We start from the raw sequence: 26407 nt of genomic DNA, 5'->3' as shown, positions 1-26407 counted from the left end.
CGAAGTGAAATGAAGCAATAGCGTTCGCGGAGCGTCCCGGAGGGAACTAGCGCTGCTGCAAGCAGTTCGCAAGGGTTGTGATTGCTTCCCTTCGCTCGCAATGACTGTAACCCACATTCCGCACCCCAACTGTCACAGGAGTGGAATTACATAGGCAAGAAATAAAATTGAGAATAAAAAATAACATATTATCGAGAAAATACATTGGCAAAAAAGAAAAACACCAAAAATGGCATCAAAACCCATTGTCAATAAGGAGCAACAAGAATGAACACCACCCAGAGGGAGAAAAAGATAAATAAATGAAGATATTCAAGATACAGATTATAAGTTAGACTAATAAATTGAAGTAAAAAACGAAATTATAGACATAGTAAAATAGAGCAATAAATCAAACAGATTAGCTCCTAAATCTGATATTAATTAAATTAATGGAGAGAAGAATTAAGTGGCTAATTGATAGTAATGAAAACAATCATCTGGTAAAAGATTCAGAATAAAATCCCTATCTTGAGTCCAATTAGAGACGTGTTGTTCGTTGTTATATTCAAATTCAACTAAATGAATACACTGAAAGCATTGAAAAATCCAGCGTAAAGCAGGACGGTCAGTTGCTTTACCTAATTGATTTTTAATTGTTGATTTAGAATCTTTCAGAGCATTTCTAATTTGACGTTGAGCCAAAGTATAAACCAGTAGACATAAACCCATAATCATTCCCAGAGACTCTATTCTCTCAGGACTTTTGAGAAAAATACTGTCTGCAAAAAATAATGGGTCTTTAAGAAAACCGAACCCCCGCTCACAAGACTGTTGAGCTTTATATTCACTCAGCATGGAATCATTGCTAAGTTCATTTGAATCTAAAACATTCGTAGCAATAATAAAACGTCCTGCACTCAGCAATTCTGTATTAATTTTACTTTCATTTTCGGAAACTGTAGCTGATATTTGGTAAGATATTTCTTCTGAAGAATCTTTTGTCTTAAATTTGATTTGAGTAACCAAAATTTCGTTAATTTGATGATATTTGAATTGTTTTGATAATTTTGATAATGCCTTGATAGCATCAGCCTCACAAGCAAATCTCTCTTGTGATAACTTTTTCAAATCTTTCACAGCTTTTGATTCTGCTTTGGTAATTTTTTGTCTGAGCTTACGCAGGTCTGATTCTCTTCTTTCTTGACTTTGCACTACTAACCATCTTTGTTCTATCCCTGCATAATTTTCGGTTTTTGATGCTAATTTATATCCTGGTATTGTACTATCAATAAATTCTGATTCTGGTAATGTTGATATTAATGATTTTGCTGCTTTTATGCTTAATGGTACTCGACATAACCAACGTAATTCTGACATCATTTTCAGGTTTGATTCTGTATATAAAGCAGCGTCAGCAACGATGAGACTATTAACTTCTAATTGTTTTTGATATTCTACTGCTATTTGACCAAAGCATGATGAATCTGTTTGGTTTCCTGATGCTAGTTTTAAAAATATTGGTATGTCTCCATCTCCTGAACATTTCATTTCTATGATGAATTGTTTTAAATCTGGTCTATGGTCACGGGAATAACCGTAGGTGATGGTTATCTCTTTTGGTGATTTTACTGCTAATTCTTCTAATTCTTGGTTATTTCCTACTTTTTGATTCTCAAATATTACTTCTGGTAAACTTGTATTATATTGCCCATGCACGTGTATTGATGATGAGTCTAAATGCGACGTTGACAGTGATACTCCAAATTTTTGTGCTGCTTTTAAGGCTATGATAAAAAATAGTGTATCCAATCCTTTGATAAATAGTTTATCCATAACTCTCCCCAGTTTATCGTCGTTGAGATATTCTGGTTTTACTCCTGCTCCTATTAGATGTTCACAGGCGATTGTTTCAAAATATTGGGGAAACATATATAAGGGTTTCGATACAAATCCTAACCCGTTTATTATCATGGCTTTTACTACTTGACCTGCACTTACCTTCTCGTCTTTTTCAACTCCTATTAATTCATTTATTATTTCTACTATTCCGATTGAATCTATCATCCCTGCTACTATCCCTAGATGATCTATGTTTTGAATTTCTATTTCTTGGGGTTTTAATTTCACAACAGATTCCTCTACTTGTTCTATTGTGATTCTCTCATTTCTTGCTTTTGTGAACAATTAATTTTTTAATCATATCGAATTTTCTCTTTCTTTCAGTCCCGTTACGAAGTTCCACTTTCTCACTCCATGCCCAGCTTAATGCTACTTACTATCATTAAGCCTCTTACCCTTCGAATGATTTTTAGTTATTATGTACTACTCGCTAGGCTTTTTTGATATGTGACAGTTCAGGGTGCGGAATGTGGGCTGTAAATATTTTTGTCCAATTACTTAGAACCTTTGGCAATTGAGAATGACTGATCAAAGTTTAGGTAATTATCCTATACTCAAAACGGCTTGATTGTTTGATTCTAAACGTAGGGGTTTAGGGGTTTAGTAAAACGGGCGGTTAGAAACCGCGTCTACACAGGCAAAACCCACTTGCGTGGGTTTCAATGCTTGATTTTTCCTTAGTCCGCGCAGGCGGACTTTGTTTGTGTAGCCGTGAATTCCATTCGCCAGGGCTTATTGCAAAATACAGAGATTTTTTCCTCAACAGATGGGATTGAGTACGACATTACATTAATCAACCGTTCGTGTTAAAATGAACAAATCTCTATCTGTTCAAAATGACACTTTATAAAGGCATAACCTTTATTGGTGTAACGGCGACACTCCCTATCCCATTTGCAAAAGCATTTGGGAATACTTTTCTGACAATATTAGCTGACCCATTGCAATCTGCATTTAGGAGGATTCCTTGAGCAGATTTGAATAAACCACGCTTCACTCTCTTCCCCAAGTAGATAGAGTGTTTTTGTATTGGTTCTAAGTCTAAAGCGCTGCACTTTGAGGTATAAGATTCTTCAGTTACTATAACTTTGATTCCTGCTAATTGACATTTATAAGTTAGTTGGTCAATTAATCTGGCATGGGGAATCTGTGTAAATGACTGATTATTCTTTTTACCTATATTGATATTCTGTTTCCAGTTATCATTCTTACCAATAACTAACGTACCAATATCACAAGCCTGAAGTAGATTAACAATCGTTCTACTTGTATTGTGTAGATAATTGTCAACGTAGTTGTTTCTATAAGCAGTCATTAATTGAATCCGCTTACTAGTCTTGCGTTGATCACCTAATTGAGCTTGTAACTTAGCTTTGGTTTTGTGATAGAACTGGTTTACTGATTTAAGTGGTCGTCCATTAACCAACAAAGGTTTAAAACCTGGTTGATTTGAAGTTAACGCTACTAAGTTAGTTAAACCAAGGTCTATACCCGCTACATAATTGCTAGTACACTGTTCTTGTTCTTCTTTTTCATACACAATTTCAACAACATAGCAAGTGGGACGTGGTACTAATCGTACTTCTATGACGTTATCTACCTTAGTTGGAATCTTAATATCACTCATTGATAAGTGACAGATTCCCTTCTTCAATTCAGCTTTGTAAACTGACTCATGATAGTAGATAACTACATTACGTCCCTTAGCTTTATCTTTGTAACCAGGTATTCTAGGTTCTCCTAAGAGCTTAGAAGGATTCTTCTGCCATTCTTTATGAGCCTGAAAATACCCAGTCCAAGTAGATACTAGTCCTTTGATAATTTGCTTACTGACTTTAGTAGGTAAAGCACGGTAGTCTACATAATCTTTAACTAAATGATAAAGGTCAGGGAGACTATATTTCTTACCAGTGGCAAAGAAGTGCTGACGACAAATGTAATTAGCTACATTAGACATCTCCGAAAATTAAATGTGCGTCGTTTGAACCCCTTGTAGAGACGTTCCATGGAACGTCTCTACAATCTTTACCGGAGAAGTCTATTGTATAAATTTTTTGAGAGGAAAGATAGTTTATCAATCTCTTGCCAATGTTGGTGAGATTGTTTAATGATATGTCTTTCAACTAAAATCATTTCTTCTTCCTTCTTTGTGCTGAACGTTTCCTGTAAATCCTAGCCGAGAAAGAAGACATAAGGGATAACATATCTTCTGCTAACTCAGCTTCGTATGTTTTAGGCAGAGTTTCCTCTATATATTCAACTTGGACACCATGACTTTCTAAAAATAACTTAAATATTTCCAAGTTAAATCTACACAATCTATCCCGATGTTCTATTATAAGTTTTGATATCTTCTTTTCTGTCGCCAGTTTAAATACTTTGAGTAATTTAGCTCTAGTATCAGACATACCAGAACCTACTTCAGCAAAAGAATAACCAATAGTATATCCTTTATCAATACAGTAGGATAAAACTCTACCTTCTTGACGTTCTAAATCTTAGCATATCATCAGGAGATTTATAAAGGTTTTACTAGAAATGTTTAGATATTTGCTTTACGGCACGAACCCCTGCATGACTGAAGATTCAGAAGCATAATAGAATCTTGATTTAATTCCCATTCCTCAGTAGATCATAAACAACAGGAAATATCAATGAAAATAGCAATTAGTGGTGCAACAGGATTTGTAGGTAGTCGGTTGGTAGAAAGACTACACACGGAAGGTCATAGAATTTTGGTATTAACTCGCAACCCTACCTTTGCTCAAAAGGTTTTTCCTTCCCCAGCATTTCCTAATTTAGAAATTATTGCCTATACTCCTTGTGTATCTGGCACTTGGCAAAATGCTATATCTGGTTGCGACGGAGTCGTTAATTTGGCAGGAGAACCCATTGCTGAGGGGCGTTGGACACCAGAACGCAAGCGGGAAATTCTCAACACCCGCAAACTAGGAACACAAAAAATTGTCGAAGCTATAGCTAAAGCTAATCCTCGCCCCATTGTCCTAGTCAATACTTCGGCTATTGGTTACTACGGAACCAGCGAAACTGCCAGTTTTGATGAAGATAGTGCCTCTGGTAACGACTTTCTCGCTCAAGTCTGTCAAGAATGGGAACAGGAAGCTACCAAGGTAAAAGATACCAATGTGCGGTTAGTAATTTTACGCTTTGGGATTGTTTTGGGTAACGGTGGCGCTTTGGGGAAAATGATTACCCCCTTTAAACTCTTTGCTGGTGGACCCATTGGCAGTGGTCAACAGTGGTTTTCCTGGATTCATCTAGATGATATCGTCGGTTTAATTATCCAAGCTTTAACTAACCCAACAATGGAGGGAGTGTATAATGCCACTGCCCCTCAACCAGTCCGCATGAATGATCTAAGTACAACTATGGGTAACGTCATGAATCGTCCCTCTTGGTTGCCTGTGCCAGGATTCGCCATAGAAGCTATATTAGGAGACGGGGCAAAGGTAGTTTTGGAAGGACAAAAGGTTTTACCCAAACGCACTTTAGAGTCGGGTTTTGAGTATCAATATCCGAATTTGCAATCAGCACTAACGCAGATTCTCACCTAATTCTTAGTTGATAGATAAGTAGGTTGGCATTAAAAATTGTCGTTATGGGAAGGCAAGAGGCAAGAGGCAATCATGCAAGAGTGAAGAAGCTTTGGGCGATTTTACTTTTCTTTACACACTTTGGTTTTATTGTGTTCACCTACTTAGTTCAAAAATTCACAAATGCTATACAAACGTTTTGGTCGGACAGAATTACAAATGCCCGTTTTCTCCTGCGGGGGAATGCGCTATCAATATAAATGGCAGGATGTCACACCAGAGGAAATTCCTACAGATAATCAAGAGAATTTAGAAGCTGTAATTCGTCGTTCTGTAGAATTGGGAATTAATCATATTGAAACTGCACGGGGTTATGGAACATCAGAAATGCAGTTGGGAAAAATCCTGCCTCAGTTTCCCCGTGAAAAATTAATAGTCCAAACGAAAGTTTCTCCTGTTGCAGATGCTCAAGAATTTCGCAAAACGTTTGAAAAATCTTTGGCTTACCTTCAGTTAGATTATGTTGATTTATTTGGGTTACATGGGATTAATAATGCAGGAATTTGGGATTATAGTATTCGTGAAGGTGGTTGTTTAGAAGTAGCAAGACAGTTACAGTCTGAGGGTAAAATTAAATTTATTGGTTTTTCTACTCATGCTCCCATAGAGATAATTTTGCAAGCAATTAATAGTAATCAATTTGATTATATAAATTTGCATTGGTACTATATTAATCAATGGAATTGGGCTGCTATTGAAGCTGCAAATAAATTAGATATGGGTGTATTTATTATTAGCCCTTCTCATAAAGGCGGGTTATTATATCAACCTGCCAAAAAATTAGTTGATTTGTGTGCGCCTTTGAGTCCAATGGTGTTTAATGATTTATTTTGTTTGAGTCGTCCTCAAGTGCATACTTTGAGTATAGGTGCAGCAAAACCAACTGATTTTGATGAGCATTTAAAGACTTTGGCATTGTTAGATAACGCGGCAGAAATTTTACCACCAATTATTTCTAGATTGGAATCGGAAGCAGTCAATATTTTAGGAGAAGATTGGGTAAAAACCTGGGAAACTAATCTACCAACTTGGGAAGAAACGCCAGGAGAAGTAAATATGCGGGTGATTTTGTGGCTGTTAAATTTGACTTTGGCTTATGACATGATTGACTATGGGAAAATGCGTTACAATCTCTTAGGACAGGCTAATCATTGGTTTCCTGGTAATCGGGCTGATAAGTTAGGTGAATTAGATTTAAGAGAATGTCTTCTTAATAGTCCCCAATCTCAAAAAATTCCCCAGATGTTAGCTAAAGCCCAGGATATATTAGGAAGTGCGGAGATAAAGCGTTTGTCTCAGAGTTGAAAACTGCAAAACTTTAAGTTATCGAATCACCATTATTCCTCAAATTACCCCACCCTAACCCTCCCCGATGCTTTGGGGAGGGAACTAATTTTTCCGGTTTCCCCCCAAAGCATCGCTTGCGGGGAGGGGGTCTTTGTTTTTAATAATAACTTTTGCCTGGTAAGTAATTGGACAAAAATATTTACAGTCATTGCGAGCGAAGGGAAGCAATCACAACCCTGGCGATTGCTTGATTTCACTTCGTTCCATATGGCTAACGCCACGCAACGCTAACGCAATGACATTGTGTAATTAATTCTGTCTCACTACTTAACAAAGGTTTTAACTGATATCAGAAGAGCTAGGTGTCACTACATCTAATGTACTATTTACCACTGAATTCATTTGTGACAATTTTAACATATCCTCAGTCCAGCCAGGGTTAGCAAACTGAGGTAATATTTCCTTGCTAAATGCTTCGGCGGCTTTTGATCTATAGCGGTTGGGGTTAAATATCAGCCAGAGTGTGCGCTTCACAACAACTCCTTCGATAGGGGTGCGGTGAAGGACACCCATTTGTAATTCTTTAGCGATCGCCGATGTAGAGACAAAGGCAGCACCTAAGCCTGATTGGACAGCGTTTTTAATAGCTTCTATGGAATTTAGTTCCATCTCAAACTTAAACCGTCTGGTGTCAATATCACAACGGGCTAAAACCTGATCAATGACTTTGCGGATAGTTGATTGGGAGTCAAGAGCAATGAATTGTAGTTTATATAGGTCTTCTTTTTGGATGGTTTCTAATTTAGCAAAGGGATGGGAGGTAGGTAAGATGAGTGCCAATTCATCTTCAGCATAGGGAACAGTTTTTAAAGATTCCCCTAATTCTGTGGGAATTTCTCCGCCAATAATCGCCAGATCAACCTGACCATTAGATACACTCCAAGCGGTGCGTCGGGTTGAATGGACGTGCAATTGCACAGCTACTTCTGGATATTTCTGTCGAAATAAACCGATCATTTTCGGCAGAAGATAAGTGCCAGTGGTTTGAGATGCGCCTACAATTAATGTACCCCCTTGAAGATTTTGGAGGTCTTCAATCGCGCGGCAGGTTTCCTGACACAAGCTGAGGATTTTGTCTCCGTAGTTGAGGAGTAAATGACCAGCTTCAGTTAATTGAGCGCGACGACCTCCTCGATCAAATAGAGGGACATCCAGTTGTCGTTCCAGGTTTTGAACTTGCAAACTGACAGCGGGTTGGGAGACGTAAAGGCTATCAGCCGCCCGTTTGAAACTCCCTTCTTGGGCGATCGCTTTGAGAATACGTAACTGATCTAAGGTAAAAGGAAGGTCAGACATAAGGCTTAACCCACAAACTGGGGTGCATGAGTAACTTTAAAAATAAATCGAAATGAATAGTTTGGTCACTAAGCATGATTTATGGCATTGTTAACATTTGAAGAACCGTGAATTTTGACTTTGCTTTGCGGTACTAGCTGATTTGAATTTTGAATTGAGTTGTATATATGATGCCCAATCATTGGTTTACCTCCAGTCATTTTGTCATACTAGGGTTACAATTAGTTTTTGCGATCGCTCACAGCGGAGGGGCGGCTTTACGTCCTTGGGCAGAAAAATACATTGGACCAAGACTTTATCGCATTATCTTTGCATTAATTAGCCTCCCTTTGGCTGTGATATTAATTGTTTACTTTTTTAATCACCGTTACGACGGACAGCAACTTTGGCAACTACAGGATATAACAGGTGTAAAAACATTAGTCTGGGTACTATCAGCTATATCTTTTTTACTTTTATATCCTGCTACCTTCAATCTACTAGAAATTGCTGCCATTCAAAAGCCCCAAGTTCATCTTTATGAAACAGGAATTATCCGTATTACCCGTCATCCGCAAATGGTGGGACAAGTTATTTGGTGTGTAGCCCATACCCTGTGGCTAGGTACTAGTTTTACCCTTGTCACCTCCATTGGGTTGATACTACATCATATATTTGGAGTATGGCATGGCGATCGCCGTTTAAGTCAACGTTATGGAGAAGCCTTTGAAGTTGTCAAACAGCGAACTTCCATTATCCCCTTTCAAGCGATTATTGATGGTCGTCAATCCTTGCACTGGGAGGAATTTCTCCGCCCTGCTTATTTAGGGGTTGTCATTTTCACAGGTCTATTATGGTGGTCTCACCCCTTGTTATTAGTGGCAACAAGTAGGATAATATGGTAGTTTAGTGTGATCCCCAAGATCAACAAAACATATAAATTTAACGAAACTTTGTCCTGATCACTTGCTACCAAAACAATGTACGATAAACTCAAACATATATCATTAAACTTTTTCCCAATGGGATCAGAAAAAGAATTTATCCACCAGGCTTCAGTGGATTTTATACTCGTAAACAAACAATAGCCATCCACCAGACTGGAAACAGGCATTAAGTAGCAATGTAGAGACTGCAATAACCCGCACTGTCGCCATTGTCAAATTTTTCCCAAGCAGTAGTAATCAGGATTTGAAATGTAGAGCAGCCAGCGCGGTATACACGGTGGCTTTTTTGTCAGCAGGAAACATCAAAATCCTTAATAGCAGGAGTCAGGAGTCAGGAATCACCGATTTAGAAGTAAAACCCTGTTGTCGGCTGAATTTAATCAATACCTACGGTGCGTTGACACGAACAATAGATATCCTCCGCCTTGTCTGTTGCTAGAAAATTTAAAATTCAAATTGGTAATTTATACCGATTTGCTCCTGCTGACAATCAACTTTTGATATAAAAACCTTATAATCACAAGAGGCATCATGGTGTTGTCGGTTAATGAACGGACATTTACTCAAGAAGTTTTAGAATCCCCTGTACCCGTTTTGGTGAATTTTGAAGCCCCCTGGTGTGGGCTTTGCCGCATCATTCACCCACTGTTATCACAATTTCAGACTCAGTGTGGTAATGAACTTAAATTGGTGGGAGTTAACGCTGATCAAAATTTCAAGCTATCAAATACTTATAGACTGAAATCATTACCAACCTTACTGTTGATAGAAAAAGGTATAGTTAGACAAAGACTAGAAGGTTTTCGGAGTAAAGACGATTTACGTCTAGCCTTAGAAGCAATTAGACTCACATATACAAGTCAAGAAAAAATAGATACAGCAGAAGTCAGAAGTCAGGAGTCAGGAGTTAGGAGGTAGGAGAGCAGGGGGCAGGGGGCAGGGGGCAGGGGGCAGGGGGCAGGGGGCAGGGGGCAGGGAGAATATTTATTGCCTATTGCCTATTGCCTATTGCCTTCTTCCTGACAACTGACAACTGACAACTAACCAAATCTAAAACCATGCTTAACACCCCACCTAAAGGGTATCGGGTGGGGTATTTTATCCTCAAGGGTGTGTGTCACAATTATGAGCAGTTGGTGAAAATTTTCAGTTAACTGAAGTTTGAAGTGGGAAAATTCAAGCTAACTTGAAGGTATTGGGCTATTAAGTAGTAGAGATTAGTAAATAATTTCTCGTCTCTTATCCCAAACACAAACCCTCACCCCATTGAATTTCCATTTTTTTATCTTCTCATTTGTTTGTACAGAATTCTAAAAGTAGGCGTTAGTGATGGAAGTAATCTATCAGTATGCCTGGCTGATTCCGGTATTACCTCTTTTGGGAGCAACACTGGTCGGTCTAGGGCTAATCTCGATAAATCAGGTGACGAACCGCTTGCGACAACTAAATGCTATAGTCATTATCTCCCTGATGGGGGCTTCTATGGCACTGTCGTTGGCTTTGCTGTGGAGTCAAATTCAAGGCCATGCGCCTTATCTTTGGACTTTGGAATGGGCATCAGCAGGTAATTTTCACCTGACGATGGGCTACACTATTGACCACCTGACATCTCTAATGCTGGTGATTGTAACAACAGTAGCCGTTTTGGTGATGATTTACACCGATGGTTACATGGCGCATGACCCTGGTTATGTGCGATTTTACGCCTATCTCAGCTTATTTGGCTCTTCAATGTTAGGTTTGGTGGTCAGTCCTAACCTAGTACAAGTTTATATTTTCTGGGAACTGGTGGGGATGTGTTCCTACCTGCTAGTGGGCTTTTGGTATGATCGCAAAGCCGCAGCAGATGCTTGTCAAAAGGCCTTTGTCACCAACCGCGTCGGTGACTTCGGGTTACTATTGGGAATTTTGGGGCTGTTCTGGGCGACAGGCAGCTTTGATTTTATGGTTATGGGCGATCGCCTATCCAACCTAGTAGAAACCGGCTCTATCAGCAATTTCCTCGCCATTCTGTTGGCAATTCTCGTCTTCCTGGGACCTGTGGCTAAATCTGCCCAATTCCCCCTCCATGTCTGGCTACCAGATGCCATGGAAGGTCCTACACCTATTTCTGCCCTGATTCATGCGGCGACAATGGTGGCGGCGGGTGTATTCTTAATTGCCCGGATGTACCCAGTATTTGAAAATGTCCCAGCCGCAATGAACGTAATTGCTTATACTGGGGCATTTACAGCGTTTTTGGGGGCAACTATCGCTATTACCCAAAACGACATCAAGAAGGGTTTGGCTTATTCCACCATTTCCCAACTTGGTTACATGGTGATGGCTATGGGTGTGGGGGCTTACAGTGCGGGATTATTCCACCTCATGACCCACGCTTATTTTAAAGCGATGCTGTTCTTGGGTTCTGGTTCGGTAATTCATGGCATGGAAGCAGTTGTTGGTCATGATCCTGTATTGGCGCAAGATATGCGGTTAATGGGCGGACTGCGGAAATATATGCCCGTGACCAGTTTCACCTTTTTGATTGGTTGCTTGGCCATTGCGGGGATTCCTCCTTTTGCTGGTTTCTGGTCAAAAGATGAAATTTTAGGCGCGGCTTTTGCTGCTAACCCTTTCCTGTGGTTTATTGGTTGGGTGACAGCAGGGATTACAGCTTTTTATATGTTTAGAATGTATTTCTCAACATTTGAAGGTAAATTCCGGGGTAATGACGAGAAAATCAAGGTAAAACTCAAAAATGCGGCTGCTGCTTTGGCTGAAAAGTCAGGGACAGCAGAATTAGTGCCTAATTTTGGTCCTGGGGCAATGAAAAAGGGAGAATTGTCAAGTCACTCCCATGACTCCCACAGCCATGAGCCTCATGAGTCTCCTTGGACGATGAGTTTACCGTTGGTGGTGTTGGCTATTCCTTCAATGTTGATTGGTTTGGTGGGGACTCCCTACGCCAATTATTTTGAGCAGTTTATCTTTCCTCCTAGCGAAACTTTAGCTGAAGTGATGGAAAAGGCTGCGGAGTTTGACCCCCATGAGTTTTACATTATGGCGGGTAGTTCTGTGGCTGTTTCTGTGATTGGGATTACTTTGGCTGTGCTGATGTATTTGGCTCGTAAAATTGATCCTAGTGCGATCGCTAAAAACATTCAACCGCTATACGATCTATCTTTGAACAAGTGGTACTTTGATGACATTTATCATCGTGTCTTTGTTCTCGGTTTGCGTCGTGTGGCTAGACAAGTTATGGAAGTTGATTTCCGCGTTGTTGACGGCGCTGTTAATCTCACGGGTTTCTTTACTCTTGTCAGTGGTGAAGGTTTGAAATACCTAGAAAGCGGTCGGGTTCAATTCTATGCTCTGATCGTTTTTGGGGCTGTTTTGGGCTTGGTGATCGTTTTTGGTGTTACCTGATTTTAATGGGGGCGGTTTGTCCGCCCCTGGATTGTTTTTTTTGACGAACCACAGAGGCACAGAGGACGCAGAGTTAATGAACCACGAAGGGACGAAGGAAGCGAAGGAAGAAGGGAAGAAGGAAAAAGTTTGTAGGGTGCATTAGGAGCGCGAAAATAGTATTAAATATAGATAAAGTTAGAAAAGCGAAGTAACGCACATTAATTCATGAAATTAAATTATTGTCAGAATCAGGATATCCAGGATTTAAGGATGTACAGGATGTAGAAAAAAGTAATCTTTGAAAATCTCAAATATTCCTAGATAAGTATTCGTAAAAAATCCTATTAATCCTCTAATCCTGGGCATCCTGATTCTGACAAAATAAGTTATCATAATTAAGATTCAAGACTAATTTATGTATTGTCAAAATACCAACTTCTCACGTCATGCTATCCAACAAATGTTTTATCGTCGCATTAGTAAAAAAGAAGTAGAAACTGTAATTGCTTATGGACAAATAATAGAAGAAAATCCTGATGATACACCATACCCTAGTTATTTAATATTAGATTTTGTAGAAGGTAAACCGATTCATGTTGTATTTTCCTATGATGAAGTTACAGATACAGGATATGTGGTAACAGCTTATATTCCTGATGCTAATATTTGGTTAGATGGTTTTACAACTAGGAGACAAAAATAATGAAATGCGTAATTTGTAAACATGGAGAAACTAAACCCGGTTTAGTCACCGTCACCTTAGAAAGAGATGAATGTATTATTGTCTTGAAAAAAGTTCCCGCAGAAATTTGTGATAACTGTGGTGAATATTATTTAAGTGATACAGTTACCGAACAGGTTTTAGACAAAGCAGAATTAGCGATTACTAAAGGAGTAGAATTAGAAATTATTAGATATGCAGCTTAAATTGGAAAATATATGAATACTCAAATTAATGTTCCTCCTGCTGTTGATTATTTAATGTTGAAAAAAGCATACTCCTATGCACTTTTAAAGTGGAAAGGTTTTTCTCTTCCAGATTTTGAGCAATTAGTATAAAAAGGTAAAATTATGAATATCCAAATTAAACCGGAATTAGAGCAAATTATTCAAGCGCAAATTGCCACAGGTAGATATACAAATCCTGAAGATGTAATTAGTAAGGCGTTAAAGTTGCTTTTGGAGTGGGATAAGGGTTATCAGAATTGGGTGGAAGAAACACGGGAAAAGGTGGATGTTGCTATTGAACAATTAGATAGAGGTGAAGGTATTAATGGGGAAGTTGTGATTTCACAATTGCGGGATAAGTTGCGTCAAGCTAGAGAGAGATAAGGATAAAAATACATACTTCGTGGACTAAAAAAATTAGTTTTTATTTTTATCAATACCAATGGTTGACAAATTAATATATGGATAAAATAGAGATGTTATTTCGCTGGGTGTTTGAACTTCAAACCATTTTCTAATTTCCTTAATTTGGTTTGTACAAATATTTAATTTTTCGCCGTTTCTCTGTGCTTCTGATTTTATATCTCCTTCATTTACATAGATTTCTAATCGTTTCTCAGATAAGCTTTTTCTTAACTGCTGTCGATTTATTTGATACTGTTGATATGCAATATAAGCTGCAATACAAGTAATAGGAGTAAAAGCCTAATTCATGAGATTAAATTTCATCAATTTTGGTGCGCTACGCTGCGCTAACACACCCTACTGTCTGAATCAGGATTTCCAGGATTTAAGGATATACAGGATGAAGAAAAAACTCATCTTCAAAACCCGAAATATTCCCAGATAAATATTCATAAAAAATCCTGTAAATCCTCTAATCCTGGACATCCTGATTCAGACAATTAAGCATTTTCAGGATGAAGAAAAAAACTCATCTTCAAAACCTGAAATATTCCCAGATAAATATTCATAAAAAATCCTGTAAATCCTCTAATCCTGAGTATACTGATTCAGACAATTAAGCATTTTCAGGATGAAGAAAAAAACTCATCTTCAAAACCTGAAATATTCCCAGATAAATATTCATAAAAAATCCTGTAAATCCTCTAATCCTGAGTATACTGATTCAGACAATTAAGCATTTTCAGGATGAAGAAAAAAACTCATCTTCAAAACCTGAAATATTCCCAGATAAATATTCATAAAAAATCCTGTAAATCCTCTAATCCTGAGTATACTGATTCAGACAATTAAGCATTTTCAGGATAAAGAAAAAAAACTCATCTTCAAAACCTGAAATATTCCCAGATAAATATTCATAAAAAATCCTGTTAATCCTCTAATCCTGAGTATCCTGATTCAGACAATTAAGCATTTTCAGGATAAAGAAAAAAAACTCATCTTCAAAACCTGAAATATCCCCAGATAAATATTCATAAAAAATCCTGTAAATCCTCTAATCCTGGGCATCCTGATTCAGACAAAAAATATTTATAATCTAAACAAACCAATTCTCAACCTGAATCTCTTGAAAATCAATAAAATCTGAAATATTATTTATCACCAAAATTAAATCATTTACCTTCGATATCGCTGCAATTTGTCCATCTGGATATGCAGGAGTTTTACCTAATGCTACCAGTCGCGCTCTTTCTTGGGCAAACCATTCAGCAGCTAAATCATCATAGTATAAAATGGGAATTTTTGGTTGAATTGTATCTTTTAGATACTTCTCAATTTTATTTCTTTTTTGAGAAGCTGGTAAACGATAACAACCAAATAAAAGTTCATACCATGTTACAGATGCCATAGCAATTTCAAATTCATGTTCTTTGAATTTTTGAGTAACTCCTGGGTTGGGTTGTAATCGTACAGGCTCAGATATAATGTTAGTATCTAATAAAAAGCGAAGCACCAAATTACCTCACGTCCTGGAACATAATTACGAATATTTTCCCAAACTTCATCAGGGTTAATTTCTATTTCTTCATCTATTAATTCCTGCCGAAATTGTGCTATGGATTCCGAAAGAGTAGGTTTTTTATTTACTGGGGTTACAAATTCTTCAAAAAAATTGCTTTTACTATTTTCTGGAATACCTGCAATCATTATAAATTGTTTTTTACTTTGCAAATCTGCCAAATATTCCTTAAGATGTTCTGCAATTGTATCTTGTAAATCTTGAGGTAAAGATTCCATCATTTTAACTACAGTGGTAATTGCTGGAGATGACATAATCTAATTTCCTTTTTAATTTTACCAGTTTATTATACTAATAATAACTCAATCTTAAGTTCTTAGTGTACGTTAGAAGGGCAAAAATTTAAATTTAATCAATTTTGGTGCGTTACGCAACGCTTACACACCCTACTGTCTGAATCAGGATTTCCAGGATTTAAGGATATACAGGATGTAGAAAAAACTAATCTTTAAAACTGGAAACATCCCCAAATAAATATTCATAAAAAATCCTGTAAATCCTCTAATTCTGGGTATCCTGATTCAGACAAGTAAGCATTTTCAGCGTTATTTTTCACCACAAACGCTGTATGGGATAGGCATCGAAAATTGTATCAGCACTTATTAAGTAATTGGACAAAAATATTTACAGTCATTGCGAGCGAAGGGAAGCAATCACAACCCTTGCCAACCCTTGCGATTGCTTCATTTCACTTCGTTCCATTTCCAATGACATTGTGTAACTAATTCTGTCTCACTACTTATAGGCATATTTTCCACCATAGCCTGTGCAATTAACATTCTGTCAAAAGGATCACGGTGATGTAGAGGGAGTTGAGTAATAGCCGTAATATGACTGATTTTTATATCTAACACCGTGAAGTCATTAATATTAATTTGCTGCGTGATAAATGTCTCAAATGAAAGATTAAACGTTAGCTTTCCTAACCTGTGTTTAATTCCCATTTCCCAAACACTAGCTATACTCAAAAAAATCTGATTATTCTCATCGTTAATCAATTCTAAAACTTGATTACTAAGTCGAGAGTTATCTGTTACATACCAAATAAATGTATGTGTATCTATCAAAAACATCATCACATATATTCCTGAAAATCTTCTAAAGGTGCATCAAAATCATCAGTCATTGTTACCATTCCTTTAGCACTAGGTTGACGACGATGTTTAACTGGTAATACGGGAATTAACTTCACCACAGGTTGATTATCTTTCATAATGATAATTTCATCACCACCAAGTGCGGCTTCAATTAAATCAGATAAGTGTTGAGACGCTTCATTAACAGTAATTTGTTGCATAATTACCACCTTTAGTTGGCGTTGCTGATTAAGGGTATGAATTTTAGTCTCACGCAAAGGCGCAAAGACGCACTGAGGTTTGAGTTTTAAAGGTTCAATTTGGGAATTTCATACCTCAATTCAGCAACGCCCTTTAGTTTTGTGTGTGCGACTCAACCGACAATTCTATTCTCTATCAAAAACTAAAAAAAGAGAGATAGAAAACTCTACCTCTCCTTTTAATTCATTAAATTACTATTAGCTAATTAGCTCTTAGTATCTGCTGGGTTTGTGAACAAGGAAGCTCATAACTTGACACTGCTTGATGTTGTCAAAACCAACAACACGGATGTAGCAGTTACTATACTGAGAACGGCAACCTTGAACTTCGCTCAATACTTCTTGAGTAGTTTTAGCGCCGAACAAAGGCAATTTCCACATTGTCCAATAAAGTTCTGTAGGTTCAGAAGTTTCGTTGAATTCAATTGCAGGAATGAACCCTTGTGCGATAATGTACTGAACTTGCTTGGCAATTTGCGCGTCAGACAGAGGGGGAAGATAGGAAAGGGTTTCGTAACGACGCTCTTTAGGTAAAGTTTGCATAGTTTTTGATAAGTGGGGGGAGATTTTTTATGACTTGGTTGATTGACTAATTAGATAAATTATCTAAATTAGGATCAGATATTATCTGTCTTTCAATTTCCAGGCTGGGACTTGATAAACTTAGTTGCGTAATGCGTTCGAGATGCTGGCGACGCTGTTCCATATTGGCTTGCTGAATGCCAGTTAGTACCATTTCTGGTAAAAACTCTGTCACTTCCGCCGCTATATGTTCCCTGACAGTCATAATCCGCAATGCCAAATCTGACTTTTCTAGAAACAGTTCCTCAATATATGCTTCTCCGTCTTGGATTTTGCCAGCGGAGAAGTTTTGCAACCAATGTGCTAGAGGAGGATTTGTTTCGCCTAGCTGTGCCAATACAGTCCTTAACGCCTGATAAGTCAGGTAGCTTTGGAGAGTTTTGGCTGTGTCTTTCGCAATTTGCTTTAAATCCATGCTTGACCCAGCCCTTTAGATTATTAGATTTTGGATTGTTTATGAATCCAAAATCCCAAATCTTAAATGATCAGACGGTATCCATTGCTTCAAACTCGAACTTAATTTCTTTCCACAGTTCGCAAGCAACAGCCAACTCAGGAGACCACTTAGCAGCTTCGCGGATAATATCGTTACCTTCACGAGCCAAGTTACGACCTTCGTTACGAGCTTGAACAACTGCTTCTAGAGCTACGCGGTTAGCTGTAGCACCAGGAGCGTTACCCCAAGGATGTCCGAGAGTACCACCACCGAATTGTAGTACGGAGTCATCACCAAAGATTTCTACCAACGCGGGCATATGCCATACGTGGATACCACCAGAAGCAACTGCCATTACACCGGGTAAAGAAGCCCAGTCTTGGGTAAAGTAAATACCACGAGACTTGTCTTGTTCGATGTAGTTTTCACGCAATAGGTCAACGAAGCCCATTGTGATTCCCCGTTCACCTTCTAACTTACCAACTACTGTACCGGTGTGAATGTGGTCACCACCAGACAAGCGGAGAGCTTTAGCCAATACGCGGAAGTGGATACCGTGGTTCTTCTGACGGTCAATTACAGCGTGCATAGCACGGTGAATGTGCAACAGAATACCGTTATCACGACACCAGCGAGACAATGTGGTGTTAGCGGTAAAACCTGCGGTCAGGTAATCGTGCATGATGATGGGCTGTTTGAGTTCTTTAGCGTACTCAGCCCGTTGGATCATTTGTTCGCAGGTAGGAGCGGTAACGTTCAGGTAGTGACCCTTGATTTCGCCGGTTTCTGCTTGTGCTTTGTTGATAGCTTCAGATACAAACAAGAAGCGATCGCGCCATCTTTGGAATGGAGCAGAGTTGATGTTTTCGTCGTCTTTGGTGAAGTCCAAACCACCACGTAAACATTCGTAAACTGCGCGTCCGTAGTTCTTAGCGGAAAGACCTAATTTGGGTTTGATTGTACAACCCAACAGAGGACGACCGTATTTGTTCAATTTGTCGCGCTCTACTTGGATACCGTGAGGAGGTCCTTGGAAAGTCTTGATGTAAGCTACAGGGAAACGAATGTCTTCCAAACGTAATGCCCGTAAAGCTTTAAAACCAAATACGTTACCTACGATGGAGGTTAGTACGTTGGTGATAGAACCTTCTTCAAACAAGTCCAAAGGATAAGCAACATAACAAATATATTGGTTATCTTCACCGGGAACTGGTTCGATGTCGTAACAACGACCTTTGTAGCGATCTAGGTCGGTGAGCAAGTCTGTCCATACTGTTGTCCAAGTACCAGTGGAAGACTCAGCAGCTACTGCCGCACCAGCTTCTTCAGGAGGAACTCCGGGTTGAGGAGTCATCCGGAAAGCCGCCAATAAATCTGTATCTTTAGGAGTGTAATCAGGTGTGTAATAAGTTAGTCTGTAATCTTTAACCCCAGCTTGGTACCCAGACTTAGCCTGAGTCTTAGTTTGCGCGTAAGACATATTTTTCTTCCAAGAAGTCTTTCTTTTTACTATCAAATCACGTTATGTGCCACTTCTTCTCATTCCTACTCTTAATTCATTCTTAATGAAGTTATAAGTTTTGCTTATAGTTAGGGGCGATCAATTTCTATGGTGGCAATGTTACTGCTGCACAAATTAGGTTGCAGTCACAATCACCGCAACAATTTGTTTACCATGTTTCAGACGTACTTTTTGACGCTGTTATTTTTCGTCCCAGAAATACAAAATCTTTTCATCTTGAGTTTGCATACCCGACTAAATCGGCTTTACAAGCCGTCTGGGGAATTTTGCCTGAAAGCCGCATTCCAGATATAAGGCTGGTTTGCTGCAATTCTCTTTTTTTTCCTGATGTCTTTACCTAAAGCGGGTAAGGAGCGATCATGAGGCATTTTTCCTAAAGACAGGTTTAGTCATGGGGATGAGCAAGAAAAGAAGAAACTGCACATCACGGAATTTGTAGCTTACCCCACAATATATCAATAATTCAATAAGTTATTTTGCGAATTTTGTTAATTGATATATTTAAATTTGTTATTACATAAAGATTTAACATTTTGTTAAGATTGATTTACAAATGTGTATATCTAAACTCTAGAGAGCTAATGATGTCAGGGCTTTGTTATCAAATAATGTAATTTTTAATACTAATTTAAAATGTTTGTTACGGCTGATGCCTCCGGCTCCCGCATGGATACGCCACACTTCGTGAACGATTTTATGCTACCTAATAACTATACCATATTTAAAATATACATCTACTATGGTATTAATAAAACTCAAAAAACTTAGTAGAATTAACTAGAAAGGAATATCACCGTGACTTTATTTCACAAGCATACTAACTTATTAATAATGTCCGCCTTGCTGGGATTAATCGCCTTACCAAGCATAGTCACACCAGCTACAGCCCAAAAGGTTGAGAATAAAGACAACAATCCCAGTCTTAGTCAATCCAAATCTACCCCCACTTATGAAGTTGCACCACCACCAGAACGAATCAAACCCTTACCTAATGAGAGACAATTGCAAGAGGGAGAAACACCGGTAGATTATCGCATTAGTAACTTATTGGGAGATTTCACTGGTAATCTGTGGGTAGGTTCGTGGCGCGGATTATCACGCATTAATCCCAATACAGGTAGGGTTATTTCCCGTGTGAGTTTACCAAATATTGCGATTAGTGCTTTAGTCCAAGATAAGGTAGGGCGTTTGTGGGTGGGAAATAATGAAGGATTAACAAGAGTAGACCCCCAAACCAGTCAAATTACAGCCCAGAATTTATTATTACCCTCCAAACGAGTATTATCACTGTTACTTGACAAACGCGGCTATTTGTGGGTAGGAACTGATGCTGGGTTAACTCTGGTTAGTCCCGACCAAGGTTTAATCATGACAACGGTTAAAAATATGCCCGGTGTCAGTGTTAATGCAATGACTTTAGATGCTGACGGTCAATTGTGGGCGGGGACGCTGGAGGGAATAGTCAAGGTGAATACTTCCAGCGCTTTACTGATGAAGAGAATCCAAAATCTACCAGGGGGAACTGTCCAAACTTTGGCTATTAGTCCCCAGGGGTTAATTTGGGCTGGTATGCCAAATCAATTGTTGGTGATTAACCCCAAAAATGGTATTGTGTTAAGGTCTGTGACTCCCCTGCGTGGACGCAACGTGACATCGGTTAGGTTTGCCAAGGATGGTAGTGTGTGGGTGGGTACTAATAATGGTTTGCTGCGATTGAACCCATATACGGGGGCAGTCTTAGACCAAGTTACGGGACTGCCTTCTAGTCGAGTTTTGACTTTGGCACCGGATATTGGTAATAAGTTATGGGTGGGAACAACGGAGGGTTTAGCTTGGTTAATGCCTTCAGTGGGTACGGCTCAACCTCATTTTGGTTTTGGTCGGTATGTGAAGTAGGAGTCAGGAGTCAGGAGTCAGGAGGAAGAATTAGAAGGAGATAAGAATAGTCTCGAATTTGAGAAAGTAATATTAGGACTCCTATTTGATTTTTGAATAAGACTCAGTAGGTATCAATTCTGTATTTCCTGTTCCCAGTTAAGAGTTCCCTGTTCCCTTGCCCCAACGACAATTTTTAACGCCCACCTACTTACTTAATTGACAATTATCAGTTGACAATTAACAATTGACAATTATCAGTGATCAATTCTTTATGGCAGTTACTACCCAACAATTAACTCAATGGAAACAACAGGGACGGGCGATTGTTGCGTTAACTGCCTGGGATTATGCGATCGCTCAACTTTTGGATCTAGCTGGTGTAGACTTGATCCTAGTTGGTGATTCTCTTGCCGTCGTCCTTGGTTATGAAACTACTTTACCAATAACTTTGGATGAAATGATCCATCATGCTAAAGCTGTGCGGCGTGGGGTCAAAAACGCTCTGGTTGTGGTGGATTTACCATTTTTAACTTACCAAGAAAGTATTTCTCAAGCTATGCACTCCGCCGGTAGGGTGTTGAAGGAAACGGGGGCGCAAGCAGTAAAATTAGAAGGTGGCTATCCCACAATGGTGGAAACCATTACCCGGTTAGTGCAATCTGGGATTCCAGTTATGGGTCATGTGGGTTTAACACCCCAATCAATCCATCAATTAGGGTTACGACAACAGGGAAAAACCCAGGAAGCAGGAGAGAGAATTTTTAATGAAGCGATCGCTCTCGAACAAGCTGGGGTTTTTGCGATAGTATTAGAACATATTCCCACAAAACTAGCACTGCAAATTACAGAAAAACTCCGTATTCCTACCATCGGCATCGGTGCAGGTTCTAGCTGTGATGGTCAAGTATTAGTCACTTCTGACATTCTCGGACTTTCGGAAAAACAACCACCATTCGCTAAGGTTTATACAAACTTGCGAGAAACAATTACCAAAGCTGTCCAAGATTACGCTGTGGAAGTGCGAGAAGGACAGTTTCCTAAATAGTTAATATTTTAGGAAGGATAGCCTTATGAAAGGCTATTGATTCCGAGATTATTGATTGATTTTCTTTTTTTCTTCCCTCCATTCAGCATCTGCTTTCATCATTCCCTTATAAAGTGCCTCATGTGCTTCAATCTCCCTCCTAATGGACTCTTTTTTTCCCTCTAAGGTAACTCGTTCCTGAATACCTTTTGCCGCTAACTGGATATTTTCTTCTATTGGTACACCTTCTGCTGTCACCATTGGCGCATACCATGTAGCTTCTGAATCAGGAGTACGACGACTAACCAGAATATCTAAAGCCTCCCAGTCATCATGGTTTCTCCGTACATAAGCTCTCAAATCATCTGTTGGCATTTGATCAAAATTAGGTTTCATCAATAAACCTCCAATTTCCTTCAGGAAAGATTAAAATTTCCATTTCATCACCTGCCAAAATGTATACATATCCCTTAATTTCATTAAACCGAATTAAGTGGATATCTAGAAAGCTGTTAGAGACCATCTGGCAAACCCTGAGACAGGTTAGGGCTTGTACAGCAGTAGGATTAAAAATGGTAGTTTCCTCAATTGTGACATAAATAATCTTAAAACGAATGTCGCAATTTTCGATTACAAGTCACTTCTAACTGTTTTCAGCCCTAAACCTCAATTAAACCAATTTCAAATCAGGATATTCCGCAAACAAATCATCTGATGTCAGTGTATCTCCTTCTACTTGGGGAGTCCACAAAACTTCAATTGCTAACAGTTGTTCACCGGAAAGACTACCAATTTGACGTAAGGCTTGACGCAAATCATCAGCATTATTAATAGCCGGAATTTCACATTTACCCAAAGTCGCCGCTAATAAGGTGACGATAATATACTCTCCTGGTCCTTCGCTAATCAAACGAGTGGGGTTATCCACTTCACCAGCTAAAGCTTCCCGACTAGCAACAGCCTTGAGTTGGTTATTGACATTAGAGAGAGTTTCTTCGCTAAACTTACTGCGTTCGGCTAAAGACAACCGATTAAATTGAGATTCTGCGGAATTTAGTTTTGCTTGTTGAGTTCCACCACCTGCATATACCCAGTATTCAGGGTGACGCAATAAAGCCAAACTAGCTTCTTGTAAAACTTCGCTTCTTCCTGCTGGGCTGTTGGTATCAGCAGTTTCCGCAATGCGATTGAGTTCGGGTTGTAAATCTCTCGCTTGGGCTAATAAACCAACTTGTAACCGGGTGACAGACACGGAGGGATTGCTGCTATAGCTGACTTCTTCCGTTTCTCCACTGGTGACACGGCGAAAGGTTTGGACTAAAAAATTCGCCATTGCAAAAAAGATCAATATCCCAAACAACCCACCAAAACCACCGCCGAAACCCCATAAGGGTAAAAGAAACGGAAATCCAAAACCACCACCATAAGGGGCATAGTAGCCGCCATTACCTGGCATACTTGTCCGAGGTGCATAAGTGCGGCTAGAAGGCATTCTAAAAGAACCACCGCCAATCCTGCCGCCACTACGGGCTGCTAAGGCATCATTAGCATGAATAAAAGCTAAAGTTAGCACTAAGCTAAGGATAAAGACGGTTTTAAATAGGGGTTTGAGGAATCCTTGTATTTTTTTACTCATAACACATTTATGGAGACAACTGTATTTTTATGATCACTTCTCCGGTTTTGAAGAAGTGACACTATCTCTAATCTACCGCTTCTTTTCTTGGTTAGGGTGGAAATAGGGAGAGATTTCTGGCGTTGATAACCGTACAAGGAAACATCTTGAGAATCCAAAAACTTTAGAATTAATTAATAATTTTTCATGTTTAGTGATGCCAATCTGATATAAGGGTATGCATTTGAATGAGATCCAGTGACTAAATTGCAAAAGCTATAACCCCGCCCTCAATTGTATTGTTTTAGTTTCTTATCTGTTCCCTGTTCTCTTTTTTTGTAATTTGGATAATTTATTGATATGAAGTAAATCACAAATTATTGAATTATTCAAATATCATAACCCATGATGTAATCATCCAATACAAATCCACTACCAAAATCTTTTATCTGACTATCAATAATTTTAAAACCAAATCGAGAATAGGCTTTAATGCCTTTTTCATTCCTTTTATTAACATTGAGGATTATTTGTTTTAGGTTCATTGCTTGGGCTTTTTGGTAAACATGGAATAACATCTTTTGACCATAGCCAAAACCATGCAGTGATGGCAATAAGTAACATTTATGTAGTTTTAAATAACTCATATTATTCATCGTTTCTGAACTATAAGATAAATAGCCAACTAATTCAGAATTATGTAAAACTTGATCATAAAATATTCCTTGGTGATGAATTTCGTTTTCAATTACTCCTGTTCCATACATTTTAGTGAGCATATATTCGATTTGTGCATGACTGAGAATTGTCGAATAGTAGCTATACCAAATTTCTCGACTGATTTTTCTGATTTCTCCCAAATCTGTATCTGATAACTGAGTAATGGTAATTGATGAATTATTCATAGAGAGAATTATATTCTAATGAAAATTAAAAACGAGGATTCCTAAAATTAATTTACCATTTAATTGAGATCATATAGAATTCATATTTGATTTTGGAAATAAGTAGGTGAACATAAAAATTTAAAGGTATGTGAAGAAAAGTAAAATCACTCAAAACTCTCTTCCTGTTCCCAGTTAAGAGTTCCCTGTTCCCTTGCCCCAACGACAATTTTTAACGCCCACCTACTTATACCGAGGGTGCTACTATTTAGAAAACAAGACAAAAAAGCAGCTATGGCAATGGATGATACATTGGACACCCCAACTCAATCCTTCTCTATCCCCAAAGTCAATATTTTGACGATGTTTCGGCTAGGATTGTTTCAAATGGGGTTGAGTATGATGTCTATCTTGACTCTGGGAGTGCTTAACCGTGTCATGATTCAGGAAATTGCAGTTCCGGCAACTATAGGTAGTTTAGTATTAGCAATACCTTATTTTATAGCACCGACAAGGATTTTATTTGGGCAAATGTCCGACGCTAAACCCTTCTTAGGTTATCATCGCACGGCTTATGTGTGGGGAGGAGCAGGAATATTTGCGATCGCTGCATTTTTAGCGGTACAAGTAATGTGGCAGTTAAATGCGGCTAATATTGGTGATAAGTGGACATGGACTACCCAAACAATCGGTTGGACAGCGGTTCTCGGTTTTGTGTTCGCAATTTACGGTTTAGCCATTTGCGCTAGTGGTACAGCATTTGCAGCTTTATTAGTTGATATTTCCGAAGAAGACAACCGTTCTCAAGTTGTGGGGATTGTTTGGTCAATGTTAATGGTAGGGATTATAGTAGGGGCAATTATCAGTTCCAGCTTATTAAAGGAATTAAGCACAAACGCACCTCTAGAAACTTTACAAGCGGCAATTAATCGTCTATTTATAATTGTTCCCAGCATCGTTTTTAGTTTAGCAATTGTGGCAACTGTAGGAGTTGAAAACAAATATTCCCGTTTCTTAAACCGTGCTAATAAAGGAAATCGGGAAGATGGTATCACCTTAAAAGGTGCTTGGAAAATTTTAACAGCTAGTCCACAAACAGGCTTATTTTTCACATTTTTATTAGTGATGACTATTAGCTTGTTTATGCAAGATCCCATTTTAGAACCTTATGCAGGGCAAGTATTTAAAATGCCCCTAGCAGAAAGTACCAAACTCAACGTTTTTTACGGTACAGGGATATTAATTTCCTATGGAATCACAGGTTTTTTCATTGTTCCCCGTTTGGGTAAAAAAAGGACTATAAAGTTAGGTTGTATTTTAGTAGCAGTTGCCGCTTTATTAATAGGGTTTTCCGGATTTTCCGCAAATCCATCTCTCCTAAAATCAACTTTAGTTTTATTTGGTTTATCTACTGGTTTTGTCACTACCGCAGCCGTTACTTTAATGTTAGACTTAACAATTGCTGAAGCCGCAGGTACATTTATTGGTGCTTGGGGACTTGCCCAGTCTTTATCTAGAGGCATTGCTACGGTAATTGGTGGTACTGTTTTAGATTTAGGACGCAAGTTTTTACCCGATAATTTGGTCTTAGCTTATGGCATGGTATTTCTATTAGAAGCTGTGGGAATGTTGATATCAATTTGGTTTTTGAATCGAGTCAATGTTACAGAATTTCAAACTAACACAAAACAAGTTTTAGCCTCTGTTCTCGAAAGTGACTTAGATAATTAACAACTGACAACTA

Annotated in this window: 26 protein-coding genes; 11 read left to right on the top strand and 15 right to left on the bottom strand. The window is 38.6% G+C overall.

The window, feature by feature from the left end; genetic code table 11:
• Window positions 1–444: 444 nt before the first annotated feature.
• From NG743_RS08660 to NG743_RS08650, 3 genes are all read right to left on the bottom strand, one after another.
• On the bottom strand, window positions 445–2046 hold the full coding sequence (locus NG743_RS08660; protein WP_257122132.1) for an IS1634 family transposase: 1602 nt from the start codon (window positions 2044–2046) through the stop codon (window positions 445–447).
• A gap of 679 nt (window positions 2047–2725) precedes the next feature.
• On the bottom strand, window positions 2726–3838 hold the full coding sequence (locus tag NG743_RS08655) for an RNA-guided endonuclease InsQ/TnpB family protein (RefSeq protein ID WP_236630633.1): 1113 nt from the start codon (window positions 3836–3838) through the stop codon (window positions 2726–2728).
• Between the two features lie 172 nt (window positions 3839–4010).
• On the bottom strand, window positions 4011–4322 hold the full coding sequence (locus NG743_RS08650) for a recombinase family protein (RefSeq protein ID WP_236630663.1): 312 nt from the start codon (window positions 4320–4322) through the stop codon (window positions 4011–4013).
• 213 nt (window positions 4323–4535) lie between these two features.
• On the opposite strand from NG743_RS08650, the gene thyD reads away from it, so the two are divergent.
• Window positions 4536–5456 (top strand): thylakoid membrane protein ThyD, encoded by a 921-nt coding sequence (thyD, locus tag NG743_RS08645; protein ID WP_027403979.1) that lies wholly within the window; start codon window positions 4536–4538, stop codon window positions 5454–5456.
• A gap of 162 nt (window positions 5457–5618) precedes the next feature.
• On the top strand, window positions 5619–6800 hold the full coding sequence (locus NG743_RS08640; RefSeq protein ID WP_027403980.1) for an aldo/keto reductase: 1182 nt from the start codon (window positions 5619–5621) through the stop codon (window positions 6798–6800).
• Between the two features lie 321 nt (window positions 6801–7121).
• Here the strand turns inward: NG743_RS08640 and NG743_RS08635 are convergent, their stop codons facing one another.
• Window positions 7122–8138 carry a LysR family transcriptional regulator gene (locus NG743_RS08635; protein ID WP_027403981.1) on the bottom strand — a complete coding sequence of 339 codons (1017 nt, stop codon included), beginning with the start codon at window positions 8136–8138 and terminating at the stop codon, window positions 7122–7124.
• A gap of 167 nt (window positions 8139–8305) precedes the next feature.
• Here NG743_RS08635 and NG743_RS08630 point away from each other — a divergent pair, with 167 nt between their 5' ends.
• From NG743_RS08630 to NG743_RS08605, 6 genes are all read left to right on the top strand, one after another.
• Window positions 8306–9022, top strand: coding sequence for an NnrU family protein (locus NG743_RS08630; RefSeq protein ID WP_257121850.1), 717 nt, complete (start codon window positions 8306–8308; stop codon window positions 9020–9022).
• 573 nt (window positions 9023–9595) lie between these two features.
• Window positions 9596–9982, top strand: a complete 387-nt coding sequence (locus NG743_RS08625) for a thioredoxin family protein (protein ID WP_257121849.1) — start codon at window positions 9596–9598, stop codon at window positions 9980–9982.
• A gap of 411 nt (window positions 9983–10393) precedes the next feature.
• Entirely contained in the window at window positions 10394–12472 is a 2079-nt protein-coding gene (locus NG743_RS08620; protein ID WP_257121848.1) for an NAD(P)H-quinone oxidoreductase subunit 5, read from the top strand.
• 397 nt (window positions 12473–12869) lie between these two features.
• Window positions 12870–13157 (top strand): DUF4258 domain-containing protein, encoded by a 288-nt coding sequence (locus NG743_RS08615; RefSeq protein ID WP_027403985.1) that lies wholly within the window; start codon window positions 12870–12872, stop codon window positions 13155–13157.
• Complete coding sequence (locus NG743_RS08610) at window positions 13157–13381, top strand: type II toxin-antitoxin system MqsA family antitoxin (protein ID WP_027403986.1); 225 nt, start codon at window positions 13157–13159, stop codon at window positions 13379–13381. The genes NG743_RS08615 and NG743_RS08610 overlap by 1 nt, the downstream gene beginning before the upstream one ends.
• Window positions 13382–13525: 144 nt before the next feature.
• Window positions 13526–13786, top strand: coding sequence for a ribbon-helix-helix domain-containing protein (locus NG743_RS08605; protein ID WP_137908561.1), 261 nt, complete (start codon window positions 13526–13528; stop codon window positions 13784–13786).
• Window positions 13787–14903: 1117 nt separating this feature from the next.
• On the opposite strand, the gene NG743_RS08600 is transcribed toward NG743_RS08605, so the two are convergent.
• The 7 genes from NG743_RS08600 to NG743_RS08570 all read right to left on the bottom strand — a co-directional run bounded on the left by NG743_RS08600 (window position 14904) and on the right by NG743_RS08570 (window position 19220).
• A complete protein-coding gene (locus NG743_RS08600; RefSeq protein WP_306459833.1) occupies window positions 14904–15320 on the bottom strand; it encodes a type II toxin-antitoxin system VapC family toxin in 417 nt (138 codons plus the stop codon).
• On the bottom strand, window positions 15302–15640 hold the full coding sequence (locus NG743_RS08595) for a hypothetical protein (protein WP_035083192.1): 339 nt from the start codon (window positions 15638–15640) through the stop codon (window positions 15302–15304). Before NG743_RS08595 ends, NG743_RS08600 begins: the two co-directional genes overlap by 19 nt.
• Window positions 15641–16069: 429 nt before the next feature.
• A complete protein-coding gene (locus tag NG743_RS08590; RefSeq protein ID WP_027403988.1) occupies window positions 16070–16462 on the bottom strand; it encodes a type II toxin-antitoxin system VapC family toxin in 393 nt (130 codons plus the stop codon).
• On the bottom strand, window positions 16462–16683 hold the full coding sequence (locus NG743_RS08585; RefSeq protein ID WP_027403989.1) for a type II toxin-antitoxin system Phd/YefM family antitoxin: 222 nt from the start codon (window positions 16681–16683) through the stop codon (window positions 16462–16464). The genes NG743_RS08590 and NG743_RS08585 overlap by 1 nt, the downstream gene beginning before the upstream one ends.
• Window positions 16684–16935: 252 nt before the next feature.
• Entirely contained in the window at window positions 16936–17265 is a 330-nt protein-coding gene (locus NG743_RS08580) for a ribulose bisphosphate carboxylase small subunit (protein WP_027403991.1), read from the bottom strand.
• Window positions 17266–17311: 46 nt separating this feature from the next.
• Window positions 17312–17719 (bottom strand): RuBisCO chaperone RbcX, encoded by a 408-nt coding sequence (rcbX, locus tag NG743_RS08575; RefSeq protein ID WP_027403992.1) that lies wholly within the window; start codon window positions 17717–17719, stop codon window positions 17312–17314.
• 70 nt (window positions 17720–17789) lie between these two features.
• Entirely contained in the window at window positions 17790–19220 is a 1431-nt protein-coding gene (locus tag NG743_RS08570) for a form I ribulose bisphosphate carboxylase large subunit (RefSeq protein WP_027403993.1), read from the bottom strand.
• Window positions 19221–20093: 873 nt separating this feature from the next.
• Between NG743_RS08570 and NG743_RS08565 the strand changes: the two genes are divergently transcribed.
• Window positions 20094–21158, top strand: a complete 1065-nt coding sequence (locus tag NG743_RS08565; RefSeq protein WP_080683938.1) for a ligand-binding sensor domain-containing protein — start codon at window positions 20094–20096, stop codon at window positions 21156–21158.
• Window positions 21159–21411: 253 nt separating this feature from the next.
• Window positions 21412–22185, top strand: a complete 774-nt coding sequence (gene panB / locus NG743_RS08560) for a 3-methyl-2-oxobutanoate hydroxymethyltransferase (RefSeq protein ID WP_257121847.1) — start codon at window positions 21412–21414, stop codon at window positions 22183–22185.
• A gap of 48 nt (window positions 22186–22233) precedes the next feature.
• Here panB and NG743_RS08555 read toward each other — a convergent pair whose 3' ends face one another.
• From NG743_RS08555 to NG743_RS08545, 4 genes are all read right to left on the bottom strand, one after another.
• A complete protein-coding gene (locus NG743_RS08555) occupies window positions 22234–22560 on the bottom strand; it encodes a DUF6887 family protein (protein WP_257121846.1) in 327 nt (108 codons plus the stop codon).
• Entirely contained in the window at window positions 22550–22687 is a 138-nt protein-coding gene (locus NG743_RS26850; protein ID WP_370743737.1) for a DUF6888 family protein, read from the bottom strand. Before NG743_RS26850 ends, NG743_RS08555 begins: the two co-directional genes overlap by 11 nt.
• 147 nt (window positions 22688–22834) lie before the next feature.
• Window positions 22835–23800, bottom strand: a complete 966-nt coding sequence (locus NG743_RS08550; protein WP_257121845.1) for a DUF1517 domain-containing protein — start codon at window positions 23798–23800, stop codon at window positions 22835–22837.
• 368 nt (window positions 23801–24168) lie between these two features.
• Window positions 24169–24684 carry a GNAT family N-acetyltransferase gene (locus NG743_RS08545; RefSeq protein WP_257121844.1) on the bottom strand — a complete coding sequence of 172 codons (516 nt, stop codon included), beginning with the start codon at window positions 24682–24684 and terminating at the stop codon, window positions 24169–24171.
• Between the two features lie 273 nt (window positions 24685–24957).
• Between NG743_RS08545 and NG743_RS08540 the strand changes: the two genes are divergently transcribed.
• A complete protein-coding gene (locus NG743_RS08540; RefSeq protein ID WP_257122131.1) occupies window positions 24958–26394 on the top strand; it encodes a BCD family MFS transporter in 1437 nt (478 codons plus the stop codon).
• Window positions 26395–26407: the final 13 nt, after the last annotated feature.

This window comes from Dolichospermum heterosporum TAC447, assembly GCF_024584745.1.
GTDB lineage: Bacteria > Cyanobacteriota > Cyanobacteriia > Cyanobacteriales > Nostocaceae > Dolichospermum > Dolichospermum heterosporum.
This window is presented reverse-complemented; position numbering and strand designations above follow the sequence as displayed.

Coding starts and splice junctions, on each gene's coding strand:
- NG743_RS08660 (WP_257122132.1), bottom strand. CDS start 2,046: ATGATAGATTCAATCGGAATAGTAGAAATAATAAATGAATTAATAGGA.
- NG743_RS08655 (WP_236630633.1), bottom strand. CDS start 3,838: ATGTCTAATGTAGCTAATTACATTTGTCGTCAGCACTTCTTTGCCACT.
- thyD (WP_027403979.1), top strand. CDS start 4,536: ATGAAAATAGCAATTAGTGGTGCAACAGGATTTGTAGGTAGTCGGTTG.
- NG743_RS08640 (WP_027403980.1), top strand. CDS start 5,619: ATGCTATACAAACGTTTTGGTCGGACAGAATTACAAATGCCCGTTTTC.
- NG743_RS08635 (WP_027403981.1), bottom strand. CDS start 8,138: ATGTCTGACCTTCCTTTTACCTTAGATCAGTTACGTATTCTCAAAGCG.
- NG743_RS08630 (WP_257121850.1), top strand. CDS start 8,306: ATGATGCCCAATCATTGGTTTACCTCCAGTCATTTTGTCATACTAGGG.
- NG743_RS08625 (WP_257121849.1), top strand. CDS start 9,596: ATGGTGTTGTCGGTTAATGAACGGACATTTACTCAAGAAGTTTTAGAA.
- NG743_RS08620 (WP_257121848.1), top strand. CDS start 10,394: ATGGAAGTAATCTATCAGTATGCCTGGCTGATTCCGGTATTACCTCTT.
- NG743_RS08615 (WP_027403985.1), top strand. CDS start 12,870: ATGTATTGTCAAAATACCAACTTCTCACGTCATGCTATCCAACAAATG.
- NG743_RS08610 (WP_027403986.1), top strand. CDS start 13,157: ATGAAATGCGTAATTTGTAAACATGGAGAAACTAAACCCGGTTTAGTC.
- NG743_RS08605 (WP_137908561.1), top strand. CDS start 13,526: ATGAATATCCAAATTAAACCGGAATTAGAGCAAATTATTCAAGCGCAA.
- NG743_RS08595 (WP_035083192.1), bottom strand. CDS start 15,640: ATGTCATCTCCAGCAATTACCACTGTAGTTAAAATGATGGAATCTTTA.
- NG743_RS08590 (WP_027403988.1), bottom strand. CDS start 16,462: ATGATGTTTTTGATAGATACACATACATTTATTTGGTATGTAACAGAT.
- NG743_RS08585 (WP_027403989.1), bottom strand. CDS start 16,683: ATGCAACAAATTACTGTTAATGAAGCGTCTCAACACTTATCTGATTTA.
- NG743_RS08580 (WP_027403991.1), bottom strand. CDS start 17,265: ATGCAAACTTTACCTAAAGAGCGTCGTTACGAAACCCTTTCCTATCTT.
- rcbX (WP_027403992.1), bottom strand. CDS start 17,719: ATGGATTTAAAGCAAATTGCGAAAGACACAGCCAAAACTCTCCAAAGC.
- NG743_RS08570 (WP_027403993.1), bottom strand. CDS start 19,220: ATGTCTTACGCGCAAACTAAGACTCAGGCTAAGTCTGGGTACCAAGCT.
- NG743_RS08565 (WP_080683938.1), top strand. CDS start 20,094: ATGTCCGCCTTGCTGGGATTAATCGCCTTACCAAGCATAGTCACACCA.
- panB (WP_257121847.1), top strand. CDS start 21,412: ATGGCAGTTACTACCCAACAATTAACTCAATGGAAACAACAGGGACGG.
- NG743_RS08555 (WP_257121846.1), bottom strand. CDS start 22,560: ATGAAACCTAATTTTGATCAAATGCCAACAGATGATTTGAGAGCTTAT.
- NG743_RS26850 (WP_370743737.1), bottom strand. CDS start 22,687: ATGGTCTCTAACAGCTTTCTAGATATCCACTTAATTCGGTTTAATGAA.
- NG743_RS08550 (WP_257121845.1), bottom strand. CDS start 23,800: ATGAGTAAAAAAATACAAGGATTCCTCAAACCCCTATTTAAAACCGTC.
- NG743_RS08545 (WP_257121844.1), bottom strand. CDS start 24,684: ATGAATAATTCATCAATTACCATTACTCAGTTATCAGATACAGATTTG.
- NG743_RS08540 (WP_257122131.1), top strand. CDS start 24,958: ATGGCAATGGATGATACATTGGACACCCCAACTCAATCCTTCTCTATC.